The sequence below is a fragment of the Streptomyces sp. NPDC045470 genome (genome assembly GCF_040646595.1).
Lineage (GTDB): Bacteria > Actinomycetota > Actinomycetes > Streptomycetales > Streptomycetaceae > Streptomyces.
The window spans coordinates 196318-211610 of the sequence record NZ_JBEZAN010000001.1 but is presented as its reverse complement, the minus strand read 5'-3'; the positions used below and the strand labels follow the sequence as shown (position 1 = coordinate 211610).

The following is a 15293-nucleotide window of genomic DNA, read 5'->3' as shown; positions in this document are numbered from 1 at the left end:
CGTGAGCTTGTGGCTGCCGGTGGCCCAGAGGCCCTGACGGCCTCGCGGAACATGGCGGGTGCCGGTTATGGGGCGTTCCGCCCCGGGTGTGCGTCTTCGCGCATTGACCGTGTCCGGCTGCCCCCGTATGCTACAAGTTGCGCTGCGGGCCTGCGCACCTCAGACGGAGCAGGTCGCGCTCGCATCTGTATGTATGTCCCCTCGGTTTTCGGGACGCTGCCGGTGCTTCGGTTGGTTAGGAGTGCCGTGTTCAGCCGTCCCTGACGCTGTCCGGTCTTATGCAGAGGCGATACAGGCTCTCGGCGTAGCAGTACCTACGACTTCAATGTCCGTACCGGAGCCCTTTCCCACATGACGAGCAGCACCGAGACCACCGCCACCACCCCGCAGGTTGCGGTCAACGACATCGGTAACGAGGAAGCCTTCCTCGCCGCGATCGACGAGACGATCAAGTACTTCAACGACGGCGACATCGTCGACGGCGTCATCGTGAAGGTCGACCGGGACGAGGTCCTGCTCGACATCGGTTACAAGACCGAAGGCGTTATCCCGAGCCGCGAGCTCTCGATCAAGCACGACGTCGACCCCAACGAGGTCGTCGCCGTCGGTGACGAGATCGAAGCCCTTGTTCTCCAGAAGGAGGACAAGGAAGGCCGCCTGATCCTCTCGAAGAAGCGCGCCCAGTACGAGCGTGCCTGGGGCACCATCGAGAAGATCAAGGAAGAGGACGGGATCGTCACCGGTACCGTCATCGAGGTCGTCAAGGGTGGTCTCATCCTCGACATCGGCCTCCGTGGCTTCCTGCCGGCCTCCCTGGTCGAGATGCGCCGCGTGCGCGACCTGCAGCCCTACGTGGGCAAGGAGCTCGAAGCCAAGATCATCGAGCTGGACAAGAACCGCAACAACGTGGTCCTGTCCCGCCGTGCCTGGCTGGAGCAGACCCAGAGCGAGGTCCGTCAGACCTTCCTCACCACCCTCCAGAAGGGTCAGGTGCGCTCCGGCGTCGTCTCCTCCATCGTCAACTTCGGTGCCTTCGTGGACCTGGGTGGCGTGGACGGCCTGGTGCACGTCTCCGAGCTGTCCTGGAAGCACATCGACCACCCCTCCGAGGTCGTCGAGGTCGGCCAGGAGGTCACGGTCGAGGTGCTGGACGTCGACATGGACCGCGAGCGCGTGTCCCTGTCGCTCAAGGCGACCCAGGAAGACCCGTGGCAGCAGTTCGCCCGGACCCACCAGATCGGTCAGGTCGTCCCGGGTAAGGTCACCAAGCTCGTTCCGTTCGGTGCGTTCGTCCGCGTCGACGAGGGCATCGAGGGTCTGGTCCACATCTCCGAGCTGGCCGAGCGCCACGTGGAGATCCCGGAGCAGGTCGTCCAGGTCAACGACGAGATCTTCGTCAAGGTCATCGACATCGACCTGGAGCGTCGCCGGATCTCGCTGTCGCTGAAGCAGGCCAACGAGTCCTTCGGCGCCGACCCGACGGCGGTCGAGTTCGACCCGACCCTGTACGGCATGGCCGCGTCCTACGACGACCAGGGCAACTACATCTACCCCGAGGGCTTCGACCCGGAGACCAACGACTGGCTGGAGGGCTACGAGGCCCAGCGCGAGGCGTGGGAGACCCAGTACGCCGAGGCGCAGCAGCGCTTCGAGCAGCACCAGGCCCAGGTCATCAAGTCGCGCGAGGCCGACGAGCAGGCTGCGGCCGAGGGTGCGGCGGCTCCGGCCGCGGGCGGCTCGGGCAACGCCGGCGGCGGCAACGTCTCGGGTGGCTCGTACTCCTCCGAGTCGAGCGACAACTCCGGCGCCCTGGCGTCGGACGAGGCCCTGGCCGCGCTGCGCGAGAAGCTGGCCGGTGGCCAGAGCTGAACGCGTCCCGGCCGGTGAGTGCCGTCGGTGAAGACCGGTGAGCGCTGACAGGTAGGACATGGAAGGCCCGCTCCCCTTGTGGGGGCGGGCCTTCGTCGTGGTTCGGGGGTCGGGGGGCTGAAGGTGTTTGCCGGGGGCCGTGATGTCTTATTGGGGCTGCTGGGGGTGAGGTTCGGGTTGGGACTGGGGCCGGGGTCGGGGCCGGGTCGGGGTTGAGGTTCGGGCCGGGGTCGGGAGCTAGCCGACCGGAACGCCCGGGGTGGCGATCCCGCGTCCGCCCGTGACCGTGTTGTCGCCGGAAATCGTCACTGGACAGGTGGACGCGTTGTAGTTGGTGATGTGGAACCCGTAGCGGTTCGGGCCCGACGCTCCGCCCAGGTCGGACCGGTTGCCGCGGAAGACCGTGCCGCAGCCCCAGCCCGGCTGCTGGCTGTGCGTCTCGTAACCGTTGTTACGGGTGTGCTTGCCGGTGTTGCCCTCCACCAGCACCTTGTTGCCCTTGATGTCGGCCCACGAGTCGTCGAAGTGGGCGCCGGTCAGCCCGCTGCCGTCGAACGTATTGCCAATGATCTTCGCCCCGGTGGTGCCCTCCTTGATGTCGATGTTCTCGCCGCCGACGCCGGGCCCGATGGTGTTGCGCAGAATCTGCACGTTGTCGCTCTTGTCCCCGGTTCCGCCCGCACTGCCCACGTACACCCCCTCGCCCATACCGCTGCCGTCCCGCCCGGTGTCGTAGATCCGCGAGTTCTTGATGACGCCGTCCCTGCTGGACTTACGGAAGTGCACCCCCTCCATGTCCAGGCCGTGCACGGTGACGGAGTCGAGGACCACGCCGTTCGCCCCGTCCGTCACGATGCCCTTCTGGCCGCCGGTGACGGTGATGCCCCGTACCGTCCAGTACGAGGCGCCGTTCAAGTGGAGCCCGTAACCGCCGCTCGCCGCCAGAACAGCCTTGGCCGAGCCGGTGAGAGTGATCCGCGCGGAAGTGCCGGCCGCGGTGGCGGCCTTGAAGTTGCCCTGGTACGTACCGTCCGCGAGGCGAACGGTGTCACCGGGCTCGGCGGCCGACAGGGCGTCCTTGAGCTGGGCGGCGGTGGAGACGTCGATGGTGCGGGCGGTGGTTGGGGGAGCGGCTGGGGCAGGCCCCGGAGTGCTCCCGTGCGCCGCGCCAGGGGTCGAGAGCAGGGCGCCGACGCTCAGCAGCACGGCGGCGGGAAGCGACAGAAGAGAACGCGTACGCATCGATGCGCCTTCCTGTACGTGAACGCAGAACGTCACCATGAACAGGGAACGATGGTGAAGGTAGCACTAATCGATGCACGGTCAACCGCGGGAGGTGGATGGGGTGTTGGGGGGCGGTAGGTGCGGTGGTGGCTGCGTGGTGGTGGCGGTTCCACCTTCGGCCCTCGAACTCTGCCGTTCACCAACATGAACATCCGTGTACGCGTCTCCCCATTACCTTCTTGGTGGCCCCGCGATACGCCGGTCGGCGTCGCTGCCACGGACACCTGTCCGCGCAGCATCGGCGGATGGTGCGTCGCGGCGGGAATGCCGGAGGCACGTACGGCGTTCTGGGGGACGGACATCGAGGAGGAGCGGTCACTGTGTTGGATCCCCAGGGTTTGTACGAATGGGAGCCGAGCGGGCTCGCGGCGGTAGAGGCGATCACCGCGCGGGACTCCGCGGGGTTGGTGCTGCTGTACCACTTCGACGGCTACATCGACGCCGGTGAGACCGGCGACCAGATCGTGGAGCGCCTGCTGGGCAGCCTCACCCACCGGGTCGTCGCCCGCTTCGACCACGACCGCCTCGTCGACTACCGCGCCCGCAGGCCGCTGCTCACCTTCCAGCGCCACCGCTGGACCGCGTTCGAGACCCCGAGCATCGAACTCCGCCTCGTCGAGGACGCCACCGGCGCACCGTTCCTGCTGCTGTCCGGCCCGGAGCCGGACGTGGAGTGGGAGCGTTTCGCCGCCGCGGTGCGGCAGATGGTGGAGCGGCTCGGCGTACGACTGGCGGTCAACTTCCACGGTATCCCGATGGGCGTCCCCCACACCCGTCCTGTGGGCATCACCCCGCACGGCAACCGCACCGACCTCATGCCCGGCCACAGCAGCTTCTTCGACGAGGCCCAGGTGCCGGGCAGCGCCGAGTCGCTCATCGAGTTCCGGCTCGCGGAGGCAGGTCACGACGTGCTGGGCGTGGCCGCGCACGTACCGCACTACGTGGCCCGTTCCCCGTACCCGGACGCGGCCCTGACGGCCCTGGAGGCGGTGACGGCCGCCACCGGACTCGTGCTCCCGACCGCGGCGCACTCGCTGCGTACGGAGGCGCTGCGCACCCAGGAGGAGATCGAACGGCAGATCTCCGAAGGGGACGAGGAACTGGTCGCGCTGGTGAGCGGCCTTGAGCACCAGTACGACGCCGTGGCCGGCGCGGAAAGCCGGGGCAACCTGGTCGCCGAGCCGATGGAACTGCCGTCCGCGGACGAGATCGGCCGGGAACTGGAGCGCTTCCTCGCGGAACGCGAAGGCGAGAACGGCGGCGCTTGAGGAGCAGGTGCCCGAAGAGCAGGCGCCTGAAGAGCGGGCGCCTGAGGAGCACCTGTCGCCCATCGGGCCGGTGCCCGTGGCCGGGGGCGGACCGAGCCGTATAGCGTGGGCCCCATGGTGAAGGTGGGGCTTACGGGCGGTATCGGCGCAGGCAAGAGCGAGGTGTCGCGGATGCTGGCGTCGTACGGCGCGGTGATCGTGGACGCCGACAAGATCGCACGTGAGGTGGTCGAGCCCGGCACGCCCGGACTCGCCGCCGTGACCGCGGAGTTCGGCGAGGACGTACTGTCCGCGGACGGCACCCTGGACCGGCCCAGACTGGGCGCGATCGTCTTCGCCGACCCGCAGAAACTCCAGGCCCTGAACGCGATCGTGCACCCCCTGGTGGGCGCACGATCGGTGGAGCTGGAAGCGGCGGCCGGCCCGGACGCGGTGGTCGTGCACGACGTACCTCTGCTCACCGAGAACGGCCTCGCGCCCCTGTACGACCTGGTCGTCGTGGTCGACGCGACGCCGGACACCCAGCTCGACCGGCTGGTACGGCTGCGAGGCATGGCCGAGAGCGAGGCCAGGGCCCGCATGGAGGCACAGGCGACACGCGAGAAGCGCCTCGCGATCGCCGACCTGGTCATCGACAACGACGGCCCACTGGAAGCCCTGGAGCCCCAGGTACGCAAGGTGTGGCACAACCTGCGCGAACGGACCGGCTGAGCGAGAGCGACACACTCCCTAACGACCGGCGGCGCACATCCGCCGACGGCTCCCTGGCCCCACGCTGCCGGCCCCCGGCATCGAATGGGCCGTGCGGACGCTCGACGCCAGGTTGCGGGACGTCCACGTGGGGAATGCGACGGGCGACGTGCTTGTTGAGCCGCACGTAACGCCTGCCGAGCGGGTGACGCATGGGCTTGCCCGTACCGAAGCGGCGAGCCACGTGCAACTGATGGCCCGTGGCACGGGAAAGGAGACGGCCGTGGCCGAACGCAGCCCCGAGACGAACGTCATCGACTTCCGGGCCGCCGAGCAGTTGCTGGCTGCCCGCGACCCCCGCGGCGCCGTGCAACTCCTGGACCCGGTCATCGCCGCGCACCCGGAGAACACCGCGGCCCGCCTGCTGCGCGCCCGTGCCTTCTTCCTCGCCGCACAACTGCGTCCGGCCGAGTTGGAATTCCAGATCGTTCTGGAACGCGAACCGGACAACGCCTTCGCCCACTTCGCCCTCGCCCGCACCCTCCAGCGCGCCAACCGCCCGGAAGAAGCCCGGCGTCACTTCCGCCTGGCCGCAGCTCTCGACCCCCGCCCCGAATTCATCGAAGCCGCCCGCTTCGAGCCCCCGGAAGGCTCCGAAGAGACGTAAGGCTCGACTCACCCTGGCCCGGCTGGCCCGCTTGGGTCCGGCTGGTCAGCCTGGCGCGGCTTGACCTGTCCCTGTCTCTGTCCCCTTGACCTCCCTTGCCCGACTCGACCTAGCCTGGCCTGACCTGATGTGGTCTGTGGCCTGGTCGGCGTCTCCCGGTTCCGTTCGTGCGGCTTCCACCCGGGGCCGCTCCTAGCGGCCGTCGTCTATTCGTCCTCGGCTGTCCCCTTCCCCGTCGTCGTCCTCGCTCCCGTCCGCACCAGGGCGTCCTCGACCCCGGTTCCCTGTGTCGTGATCACCCGGCGGGCGGCCACTCGGATCGCGGCCAGGCAGGCTGGTGCTCCGTGGTCCGCAGCCGGTGGCGGAGCCGTGGTCCGGTTCGTACGGGGGCACGTCCTTTCCCGGCTGGTAGTGCGGGCCCTGGCGGATGTGCCGTATCACCATGGCCAGATCCGTCGCGGCCAGTGCGGTCACCACGGCGCACGCTGCTGCCCACCCCGGCCTGCCGGCCAGCACGAAAGCCGCCGTGCCTGCCGCGGCCCACAGCATTCCCCACAACGCCAGTCCACGGCGCATCTTCAGCGGGCTGCGCGCCTGAAGAGGCTCATTACCGGTACGCATCACCCATCTCCACTCATCACCCTTCACGACTCATCACTCGTTGCTCTGAGCCAGCTGTTCGTGCGGTGTCGATGTGCCTGTCCCTGGGCCTGTCTCTGTCCCTTCCAGGGTCCTCCTGATCTGGGGGCTGCGTCATGTTGCCCGTGATCGTCCCGACGGGGGCCCGGCACTTGATGCGCCGCGGGCTCACGGTGCTCCCCGGGGCAGGTCAGGGCGAGGGTCGCCGGCCGGATGACTGTTGATCCATGACAGGCCGCCGATGTCCAGCCGGGTCCGGGCCCGCGTGACGGCTACGTAGGCCAGGCGCGCTTCCGCGAGGTCGACGGGCCCGGGTAACGGCTCTCCGTGCTCGTCCCGTTCGTCGAGGTCGTCAGGGCCCGTGAAATCGTCCGCGATCCGGACCGTCGGCCACTCCCGCCCTTTGGCCCGGTGCGCCGTCGATACGGTGACCTCCGCCGCTTCCTCCTCCGACAAGCGGTCCAGCGCTTGCAGTACAGCCTCCGTTCCGTGCTCGTCGACCAGTTCGACCAAGGGCTGGAGATCCCGCCCCGACGGGTCGTACCCCGCGTACTCCCGTAGCTCCTGCCAGGACTCGAAGAGCATCAGCTCGGGGTGGGACGGGCGGCGACCCGATCGGAGGTCGTGCGCGGGCTGCGCCAGCGCGGCAAGGGCTCCTCCGCCGCCCGCCAGTGCCACCCGGCGACCCTGTTCGAGCTGGCGTATCACCTCCACCATCGCTCCGACGTTGGTCCGGCACAGGACCGCGTCCGGTCTGGAGACCTTCCCCAGCTCCGTGGCCAGCCACGGTGAGCCTTCGAGCCGGATCGGGGCGGCGACGATGGCCAGCCAGCGGTTGGCCTCCGCGGCCAGCGCCGGGCCGAAACGGAAGGACCGGGACAGGGCCAGCTGTCTCCCGTCGAAGCTGCTCATCACGTCACGTGCTCCGCGCCATCCGTAGATGGCCTGCGCTGAGTCCCCGACCATGACCAGCTGGGCGTGCCCGCGCTGAGCGGTGAAGATCTGTTCGACCACGGGGTTGGTGTCCTGGGCCTCGTCGAGGAGAAGGAAGTCCGCCGCGATCTTCGGGCCGCGCAGTGCCCACATCTTCAGATAGTGGTCGTGCTCGAAGCGCACGGTGCCCCGGTCGGGGTGCTGGAGGTCCGCCCATGCCTTGCGGGCGAACGGCAGGACGGCCTCCGACAACTGCCCGTGCAACACGTCCTCCTCGGCTCCGCGCAGCCGGGGCACATGCTGATCCGTGAGATCCGGGTCGGCGGACTGGCAGAACCGGGACACGGTACGCAGGGCCGTGTACGACAGGGCCTTGTTGCCGATCCGGCGGGCGCCGATGCGTACGGTCGTCCCGGCGTCGATGCCCAGTGAGGCGCCGATACGCCAGCTCGCCTGCCGTGGGGCGTTCAGCCGGGCCTGGTAGTCCTTGCCGATGGACGCGTACGCGAGCGCGTGGGCCGTGCTGCAGGTGACGTGGCCGGGAAAGCGCCGGGAGGCGTCCCGCGCGGTCGCTTTGTTGAAAGCGATGTAGCGGCCCTGGCCGCACGGCGGGCGTCCGCGTGGGGGCGGGCAGTGGGCGAGCATCGCGAGCGTCGTGGTTTTTCCCGTCCCCGCCCCGGCCTGGATCACGAGATGGTCGCCCGAGCGGAAGGCGTCCGCGGCGGCGGTCTGCTCGGCTGTCGGGTGGTTGAAGTCGGTGCCCGGACGGTCCATGGCAGGTCCTCACGTCGTGGTTCCGTCGTCACTGTGCGTGACGATGGAATCGACGGTAGCCGATCGCGGGCCGGCCGTGGGATTTCTCTCGCGGCCTGTGGATAACTTCGCTCCGGCGCTCGTCGGCGGGGCCGTTGTCAGTGGCGTCTGCTTCCATCGATCTCACGCGGTCCGAGCGGTTCCGAGGTTCGGTCGCGGTGCTGTCGGCGCGGTTCCGGTTCCGGTCCGTCACTGTCGCCCGTCGGCTGCGGAAAGGAGGGGTGGGCGTGGACGACCGTAAACTCGCAGGTCGGGGTGTGGGGCAACCCCCGGGACAGCCGAGACGTGAGCGGCGACGGGCAGGAGCGGGGGCCAAGGCAGGGAACGGGGCGGGGACGAGTCAGGCGCGATGGGCGCGTGGGGCGCGACGGGAGCCAGGGAAAGGCAGCGGCATGGTGGATCGCGGAGAGGCAGCGGGGCAGTGGGTGCCTGCCGCCGGGCTGCCGTCCGCCGGTTCCGCCGGTACTGCGGGGCACGCGAGGCGGGAGGAGCGGACGAAGCAGGGAAGTCAGGGGAGTGCGGAGTCTTCCGCGTGGGTTCGCTGTGCCGCGGTTTTCCTGCCCGCCGAGCCGCCCCGGGCCGGCCGGTTCGCTTTCTGGCGTCCGGACGGTGGCCCGCTTCCGAGCGTTCGCACGGCTGCGGGAGACGGAGCGCGGCCGACCGGCGCAGCCGGGGCGGACAGCGCGGTAGGGACGGCCGGCGCGGCCGAAGCGGTGGAGCTCACGGTCGCGCGGCGGCATGGCAACGGCGCCCGTAGACGTACGGTTCCCGCGGTGCTGCTGCCCGTCGCCGGGGCGGTTCCGCTGCTGGCCCGTGCCCGGCACGACACGTCTGCTCATCCTGCCGCCGCCTGCTGGGGCGCGGCCGTTCTGCACGCCCTGAACCTGGTCGCGCGCGGCCGCCTACTGCCCGGACTGACCGACCGGGACAACGACGCATGGCGTGCCGGACCCCTGGAGCCCGAGGATGTCGCGCACCTGCGGGCGGTCGCCGCCGCCATGCCGTCCGAGGGGTACGCCGTTCCGCTGCCCGACAGCAGCCCGTTGCAGCTCCACGACCCGGAGCTGCTGGTCAGAGCCCTCGTGGACGCAGTGGCCGACGCACTGCCCCGTACGCCGGCGGCGGCACACCTGACCGGCGCCCCCTTTGCCGCAGTGGCGCCGCAGTATCTTCCCGGCGCGCGGGACTGGGCTGCCGAAGTGGCAGCCGGGGTGGATGCCGGGGTGCGGCTGTCGCTGCGACTCGACCTGGCTGCCCACGGGCTCTTCGACATGCGGGCGGAGCCCGGGGCTGTGGAGGGCGAGGTCTCCACCGAGGCAGTAGCGGATCATGCCGCTGCGGAAGAGCGCAGTGCCGCGGCAGCTGTCCTCCAGGTGCACAGCCTCACCGATCCCACCCTCGTCGCCGACGCCGTACAACTGTGGGAGGGCGAAGGTTCCGACCACTTCGGCCCGCGTGCCCGCGTCGACACCCTCCTGGCGTTGCGCCGGGCCGCCCGCGTCTGGTCCCCGCTGTCCCGCTTTCTGGAGCGGCCGGTTCCCGATGTCCTGCCGCTGGCCGAGGACGAGCTGTACGAGCTGCTGGGTGACGCGGCGCCCCGCCTGGCCGCCGCCGGCATCGCCGTCCACTGGCCGAAGGAACTGGCTCGCGGACTGACCGCGGCCGCCGTCATCCGCCCGGCCCCCGGCTCCGCAGCCGACGGGTTCGGCTTCTTCGACACCGAGAAGCTGCTGCAGTTCCGCTGGCAGGTGGCCCTGGACGGCCTGCCGCTCTCCGAGGCGGAGATGGACACCCTCGCGGAGGCCCACCGGCCCGTGGTGCGGCTGCGCGACCAGTGGGTGCTGGTCGATCCGGCGCTCGTCCGCAAGGCCCGCAAGCGCGAACTGGGCTATCTGGACCCGGTCGACGCCCTGGCCGCGACGCTGAACGGCTCCACCGAGGTGGACGGGGAAGAGATCGAGGTGGTGCCCTTGGGCGCCCTCGCCGCCCTGCGCTCCCGCCTGACCGGCGAAGCTCCCGTACCGCCGCAGCCCGCCGGGCTGAACGCCACCCTGCGCGACTACCAGCTCCGTGGCCTGGCCTGGCTGGACCGGATGACCTCCCTCGGCCTCGGCGGCTGCCTCGCCGACGACATGGGCCTCGGCAAGACCATCACGGTCATCGCTCTGCACCTCCACCAACGGCCCGCCGCCCCCGTCCTCGTGGTGTGCCCGGCCTCCCTCCTCGGCAACTGGCAGCGCGAGATCGAACGCTTCGCCCCCGGCGTGCCCGTACGCCGCTTCCACGGCACCGGCCGCAGCCTGGACGACGTGGACGGCGGCTTCGTCCTGACCACGTACGGCACGATGCGTTCGAGCGCCGCCGCCCTGGCCGCCCGCCCCTGGGCCTGGGTCGTCGCGGACGAGGCACAGCACGTGAAGAACCCGCGCTCCTCCACGGGCAAGGCACTGCGCGGCATCAAGGCCCCGGCCCGCATCGCCCTCACCGGCACCCCCGTCGAGAACAACCTCTCCGAGCTGTGGGCCCTCCTCGACTGGACCACTCCCGGCCTCCTCGGCTCCCTGAAGACCTTCCGCGCCCTGTACGCGCGCGAGGTCGAAGGCGGCGAGGACCCGGAAGCCGCCGAACGCCTCGCCCGGCTGGTCCGCCCGTTCATCCTGCGCCGCAAGAAGTCCGACCCCGGCATCGCCCCCGAGCTGCCCCCCAAGACCGAGACGGACCACCCGGTCGCCCTGGGCCGCGAGCAGGCCGCGCTGTACGAGGCGGTCGTCCGCGAAACTCTGGCCCGTATCGAAGCGGCCGAGGGCATCGCCCGCCGCGGCCTCGTGATGAAGCTGCTGACCGCCCTCAAACAGATCTGCAACCACCCCGCGCAATACCTGAAGGAGGCCGCGCCCGGCCTGACGGCCCGGTCGGGGAAGCTGGAGCTGCTGGACGAACTGCTCGACACGATCCTCGCGGAGGGCGGCGCGACACTGATCTTCACGCAGTACGTGGAGATGGCGCGCCTGCTGGAGAAACACCTGACCGCACGCGGCATCGGTAACGCCCTCCTGCACGGCGGTACCCCCGTGCAGGCCCGCGAGGCGATGGTCGACCGGTTCCAGTCGGGCCGCACACCGGTCTTCCTGCTCTCCCTGAAGGCGGCCGGCACCGGCCTCAACCTCACCCGGGCCGGCCATGTCATCCACTACGACCGGTGGTGGAACCCGGCAGTCGAGGAACAGGCCACCGACCGGGCCTACCGCATCGGCCAGACCCAGCCGGTCCAGGTCCACCGGCTCATCGCCGAGGGGACGGTCGAGGACAACATCGCGGAACTGCTCACCGCCAAGCGGGCCCTCGCGGACGCCGTCCTCTCCGGCGGGGAGACCGCCCTCACCGAACTGACCGACGCCCAGCTCGCCGACCTCGTCTCCCTGAGGAGGGCCGCATGAGCCGCCGCCCACGCCCCTTCCCCGGAGACGGCGCCGACCGCTTCCCGCCATCCGGCGAGGACGCGCCTCCGGCCGCCCGCCCCGGCCGCGGTGCCGGACAGGACCGCCAGGGGCAGGCGGCGGGGCATGCCGCGCGGCACCTGCCGCAACACCTGGACCGCGCCGACCGGTCACGGACGTTCCCGCCCCTGCCACAGCGTTCCGGCGCCCGAGGACTGTTCGCCGAGACCTGGTGGGGAAGCGCCTGGCTGGACGCGCTGGAGACCACGGCCCTGGACAGCGCCCGGCTCGCCCGCGGCCGTACGTACGCGCGTGACGGCAACGTCGACACGATCAACATCACCCCCGGGCGCATCGCCGCCTCCGTACGGGGCAGCAGACCACGCCCGTACAACGTGGTCATCCGGCTCCGGCACCTCACCGCCGACGAATGGACCGTCCTCCTGGACTCGGTCGCCGCCGAGCCGGCCCAGCTCACCGCACTCCTGGCCAAGAAGCTGCCGAAGGCCGTCGCCGAAGCGGGCGTACAACTGCTGCCCGGCCCGGGCGACCTGGTACCGCGCTGCTCCTGTCCCGACCACGGCAACCCCTGCAAGCACGCCGCCGCGGTCTGCTTCCAGGTGGCGCGGCTGCTGGACGCCGACCCGTTCGTCCTGCTCCTCGTGCGCGGCCGCGGCGAACGCGAACTCCTCGACGAGCTGTCCCGCCGTAACGCGACACTCACCGCCCGCGAATCCCGCGGCGCGCAGCTCGCGCCGCCGGGCACGGCCGCCGGGCCGTTGTCCGACGCCCGCAACGGCCCCCGCGCCGACGCACGGGCGGCGGCTGCCGCGGGCAGGGCGGCGAGGACCGCCACCGCGCCGGGGAGTCCCGGGGCCCGGGAGAAGAGCGGGGCGAGCGAGGAAGCGGAGACGGAGTACACGCCGGATTCCGCGCCGTCGGAGCCGGTCCGGCAAGTTCGTGTGCCCCGTGGCGTGCTCGCCCGCGCCGCCCTGGCCGACAGACTGCTGCCGCCCCTCCCGCCCCCCATGCCCCTCCCGCCACAACCCGGGCAGACCCCTGCCCTACCGGACGCTGACGGCCTCCCACTGGACGCGGGCGCCCTCGAATTCCTCGCCACCGACGCCACAGTCCGGGCACACGCCTACCTGAGCCACATACGGGCCACCACCCCGGAGCCGCAGACCGCCACCCTGGAGCCGCAGACCGACGGCCCACGATCCGCGCCGGCGCAACCGGCCCGGCCGGGCGTTCCGCCGGCGTACCCGGCCGGGCCGGACCACCCGCAGGCGTCCGACCGGTCCCCGTTCCCCGCCCTCACACCCTGGCAGGACGGCATCAGGCTGGCCGCGGCCGCCCACCCCACCGCCGGCCTGACCTCCACCACCCGCGCCCTCTACCGCGACCTCGCCGCGGCCACCGGCCGTACCGTCACGGACGTGGCACGCGCCGTCGCGGCCTGGCGCCAGGGCGGTCTCGAAGGGCTGGACCTGCTCGACACCACCTGGAACCCGCCGGCCGGTGATTTCGATCGGGCCCGCAGCGCCCTGATCGCCGCCGGCCTCCCGGCCCTCCGACCCCGGTACAACCACCTCACCGACCCCGCCCGCGGCATCCAGCTCCGCTTCGGCCACGACAACCGCTGGTACCCGTACGAATCCGACCCCGGCACCGAGGACTGGTGGCCCACCGGCCGCGCCGACGCCGATCCCGCAGGGGCCCTCACCGCGCTGCTCGGCCGATGACTAACCTCGGGACCGTGGAAGGTCTCGACACACTCACCCGCTCCCTCGCACAGCGCACCCCCGACGAGCTGGCCGCCCTGCTCACCCGGCACGCGGAACCGCTGTCCCGCAGGCCGGCCCCGACCAGGCTCCGCGAGCTGGCCGGGGCCCTCTGGTCGTACGAAACCCTCCATCACACCGTTCTCCATCTCGACCACCCCCGCCTCCACCTGCTCGCCGCCACCGCCCGCATCAGCCAGGGCCTGGCCCGCAGCGCCGCCCCCGTACCCGCGGCCCCCACCGCCGGAGCCGACTACCAGTCACTGATGGCGCACCGGCTGTCGTTCCCGGACCTGGCCACCGAACCGGTCCCGGCGGACGACGCCTTCCAGGCCCTCGGCGCCGCCGCCCCCGGCCCCGCACGCGATGCCGTCACCACCGCCCTGGAACTCCTCTACGCGGACGGGCTCGCCGCCCCCACCGAGGACGGCGCCATCGTGGTCCCGCCGCGCACGCCGCAACTCCTGGCCGCCCATGACCTGGGGGTCTTCACTCCTGTCGCGCCGTGTTTCCCGGAAACCGCCGCACCGGAATCCGTACCCGTGACAGCCGCAGCACCGCAAGCGCTCGCTCCTGCCGCGGCCTCCCTCCGGGACGAGTCCCAGGCCGCCGCATCGGCCCTCGCCGCCATCCTGGACCGGCTGCTCGCCGCGCTCGCCGCCCAGCCCGCGGCTCTCCGCAAGACCGGTGGCCTGGCGTTGCGTGAGATCAAGCGGCTGGCCAAGGCGGCGGGGACCTCCGAAGCCCGTACCCGCCTCCTGCTCGACCTCGTGCTCGCCGCCGACCTCGTCGCCCTGAAGCGGACTCCCGCCGGCATCACGGCGGTGCCTACCGGGGCGTACGACGCATGGTTGGCCGAGGCGCCCGGTGACCGGCTGGTGCCGGTCCTCACCGCATGGACCGGCCTCTGGGCCATCCCCACCTACACGCCGTTCGGCGAAACCCCCACCGCCTTGGTGCGCGGCGAGGACCGGCACGCTCCGGCGCTGCGCCATGCGCTCCTCAAAGCTCTGGCCAGCGCCCCGGCGGGTGAGCAGCCTCCCCGGCTTCCGGCGGACCCGTCCCTCCCGGCCGGGCCGTCCGGAGCGCCGGACCACCGGCCCGACCTGCCCGCGCTCCTCGACGCCGCGGCCTGGCACCGGCCGCTGGCCGTCGTCGGTGAGCCGCTGGCCGAGGACCGTGCCGCGCACATCCTGGACGAGGCCGCCTTCCTAGCACTCGTCGCACACGGTGCCCTGACCCCTCTGGGCCATGCTCTGCTCGCAGCGTCCCCAGCGGACCCCGAAGTGCTTGGCTCGTACCTCCGGGAGCTGCTTCCGCCGCCCGTCGGGCAGGCCCACTTCCAGGCCGACCTGACGGCCGTCGTGCCGGGAGCCCCGTCCGCGCCCCTCGCGAGCCTGCTGTCCTCGGCCGCCGACCGCGAATTCGAAGGGCACGCCGTGACCTGGCGGTTCAGCCCGGCGTCCGTACGCCGGGCGCTCGACGCCGGACACGGAGCCGCGGATCTGCTCACCGCACTTGCCGAAGTGTCCGCGGCGGGCCCCCTGCCGCAGCCCCTGACCTACCTCGTCCAGGACGCCGCCCGTGCGCACGGCCGGATGCGTGTACTGCCCACCGCATGCTGCGTCCGCTCCGACGACGAGGCCCTGATCCGCGAACTCGCCGCCCACCGCGCCCTCCAGGCCCTCGGCCTGCGCGCCATCGCCCCCACCGTCCTCGCCAGTGCCCGGCCGCCCGCCGAGACGCTCGAAGCGCTCCGCGGTGCCGGTTACGCTCCCGCGCTCGAATCCGAAACCGGCACCGCGTCCGTCGAACGGCCCACCGGCCACCGCACCGGCGTCACCTCGTCCGGCCCCGCCACCGCGCCCCTGACCCTTGCCCGACGACTCCTTTCGGGGTGAGGGAAGCG

General features: G+C 71.5%; 10 protein-coding genes. 7 read left to right on the top strand and 3 right to left on the bottom strand.

Translation table 11 applies throughout. From position 1 onward, the window contains the following. Positions 1 to 351: 351 nt before the first annotated feature. Positions 352 to 1869 (top strand): 30S ribosomal protein S1, encoded by a 1518-nt coding sequence (gene rpsA, locus AB0A97_RS00960; RefSeq protein WP_361142635.1) that lies wholly within the window; start codon positions 352 to 354, stop codon positions 1867 to 1869. A 237-nt stretch (positions 1870 to 2106) separates the two neighbouring features. Here rpsA and AB0A97_RS00955 read toward each other — a convergent pair whose 3' ends face one another. After that, entirely contained in the window at positions 2107 to 3111 is a 1005-nt protein-coding gene (locus AB0A97_RS00955) for a right-handed parallel beta-helix repeat-containing protein (protein ID WP_361142632.1), read from the bottom strand. A gap of 362 nt (positions 3112 to 3473) precedes the next feature. Between AB0A97_RS00955 and AB0A97_RS00950 the strand changes: the two genes are divergently transcribed. From AB0A97_RS00950 to AB0A97_RS00940, 3 genes are all read left to right on the top strand, one after another. Beyond that, entirely contained in the window at positions 3474 to 4421 is a 948-nt protein-coding gene (locus tag AB0A97_RS00950; protein ID WP_125056926.1) for a PAC2 family protein, read from the top strand. Positions 4422 to 4535: 114 nt separating this feature from the next. After that, on the top strand, positions 4536 to 5132 hold the full coding sequence (gene coaE / locus AB0A97_RS00945; RefSeq protein ID WP_361142629.1) for a dephospho-CoA kinase: 597 nt from the start codon (positions 4536 to 4538) through the stop codon (positions 5130 to 5132). 262 nt (positions 5133 to 5394) lie between these two features. After that, positions 5395 to 5778, top strand: a complete 384-nt coding sequence (locus AB0A97_RS00940) for a tetratricopeptide repeat protein (RefSeq protein WP_361142626.1) — start codon at positions 5395 to 5397, stop codon at positions 5776 to 5778. Between the two features lie 192 nt (positions 5779 to 5970). Here the strand turns inward: AB0A97_RS00940 and AB0A97_RS00935 are convergent, their stop codons facing one another. Next, positions 5971 to 6354: a DUF6343 family protein gene (locus AB0A97_RS00935; RefSeq protein ID WP_361145110.1), complete on the bottom strand. Its 384-nt coding sequence runs from the start codon at positions 6352 to 6354 to the stop codon at positions 5971 to 5973. A 231-nt stretch (positions 6355 to 6585) separates the two neighbouring features. Then, positions 6586 to 8124: a UvrD-helicase domain-containing protein gene (locus AB0A97_RS00930; protein WP_361142623.1), complete on the bottom strand. Its 1539-nt coding sequence runs from the start codon at positions 8122 to 8124 to the stop codon at positions 6586 to 6588. Between the two features lie 812 nt (positions 8125 to 8936). Here AB0A97_RS00930 and AB0A97_RS00925 point away from each other — a divergent pair. From AB0A97_RS00925 to AB0A97_RS00915, 3 genes are read left to right on the top strand one after another with little or no spacing between them, the layout of a single operon-like run. Next, positions 8937 to 11600: a DEAD/DEAH box helicase gene (locus tag AB0A97_RS00925; protein ID WP_361142620.1), complete on the top strand. Its 2664-nt coding sequence runs from the start codon at positions 8937 to 8939 to the stop codon at positions 11598 to 11600. After that, positions 11597 to 13345 carry an SWIM zinc finger family protein gene (locus AB0A97_RS00920; RefSeq protein ID WP_361142618.1) on the top strand — a complete coding sequence of 583 codons (1749 nt, stop codon included), beginning with the start codon at positions 11597 to 11599 and terminating at the stop codon, positions 13343 to 13345. Before AB0A97_RS00925 ends, AB0A97_RS00920 begins: the two co-directional genes overlap by 4 nt. 14 nt (positions 13346 to 13359) lie before the next feature. Beyond that, positions 13360 to 15285, top strand: a complete 1926-nt coding sequence (locus AB0A97_RS00915; RefSeq protein ID WP_361142615.1) for a helicase-associated domain-containing protein — start codon at positions 13360 to 13362, stop codon at positions 15283 to 15285. The last annotated feature ends 8 nt before the right edge of the window (positions 15286 to 15293 follow it).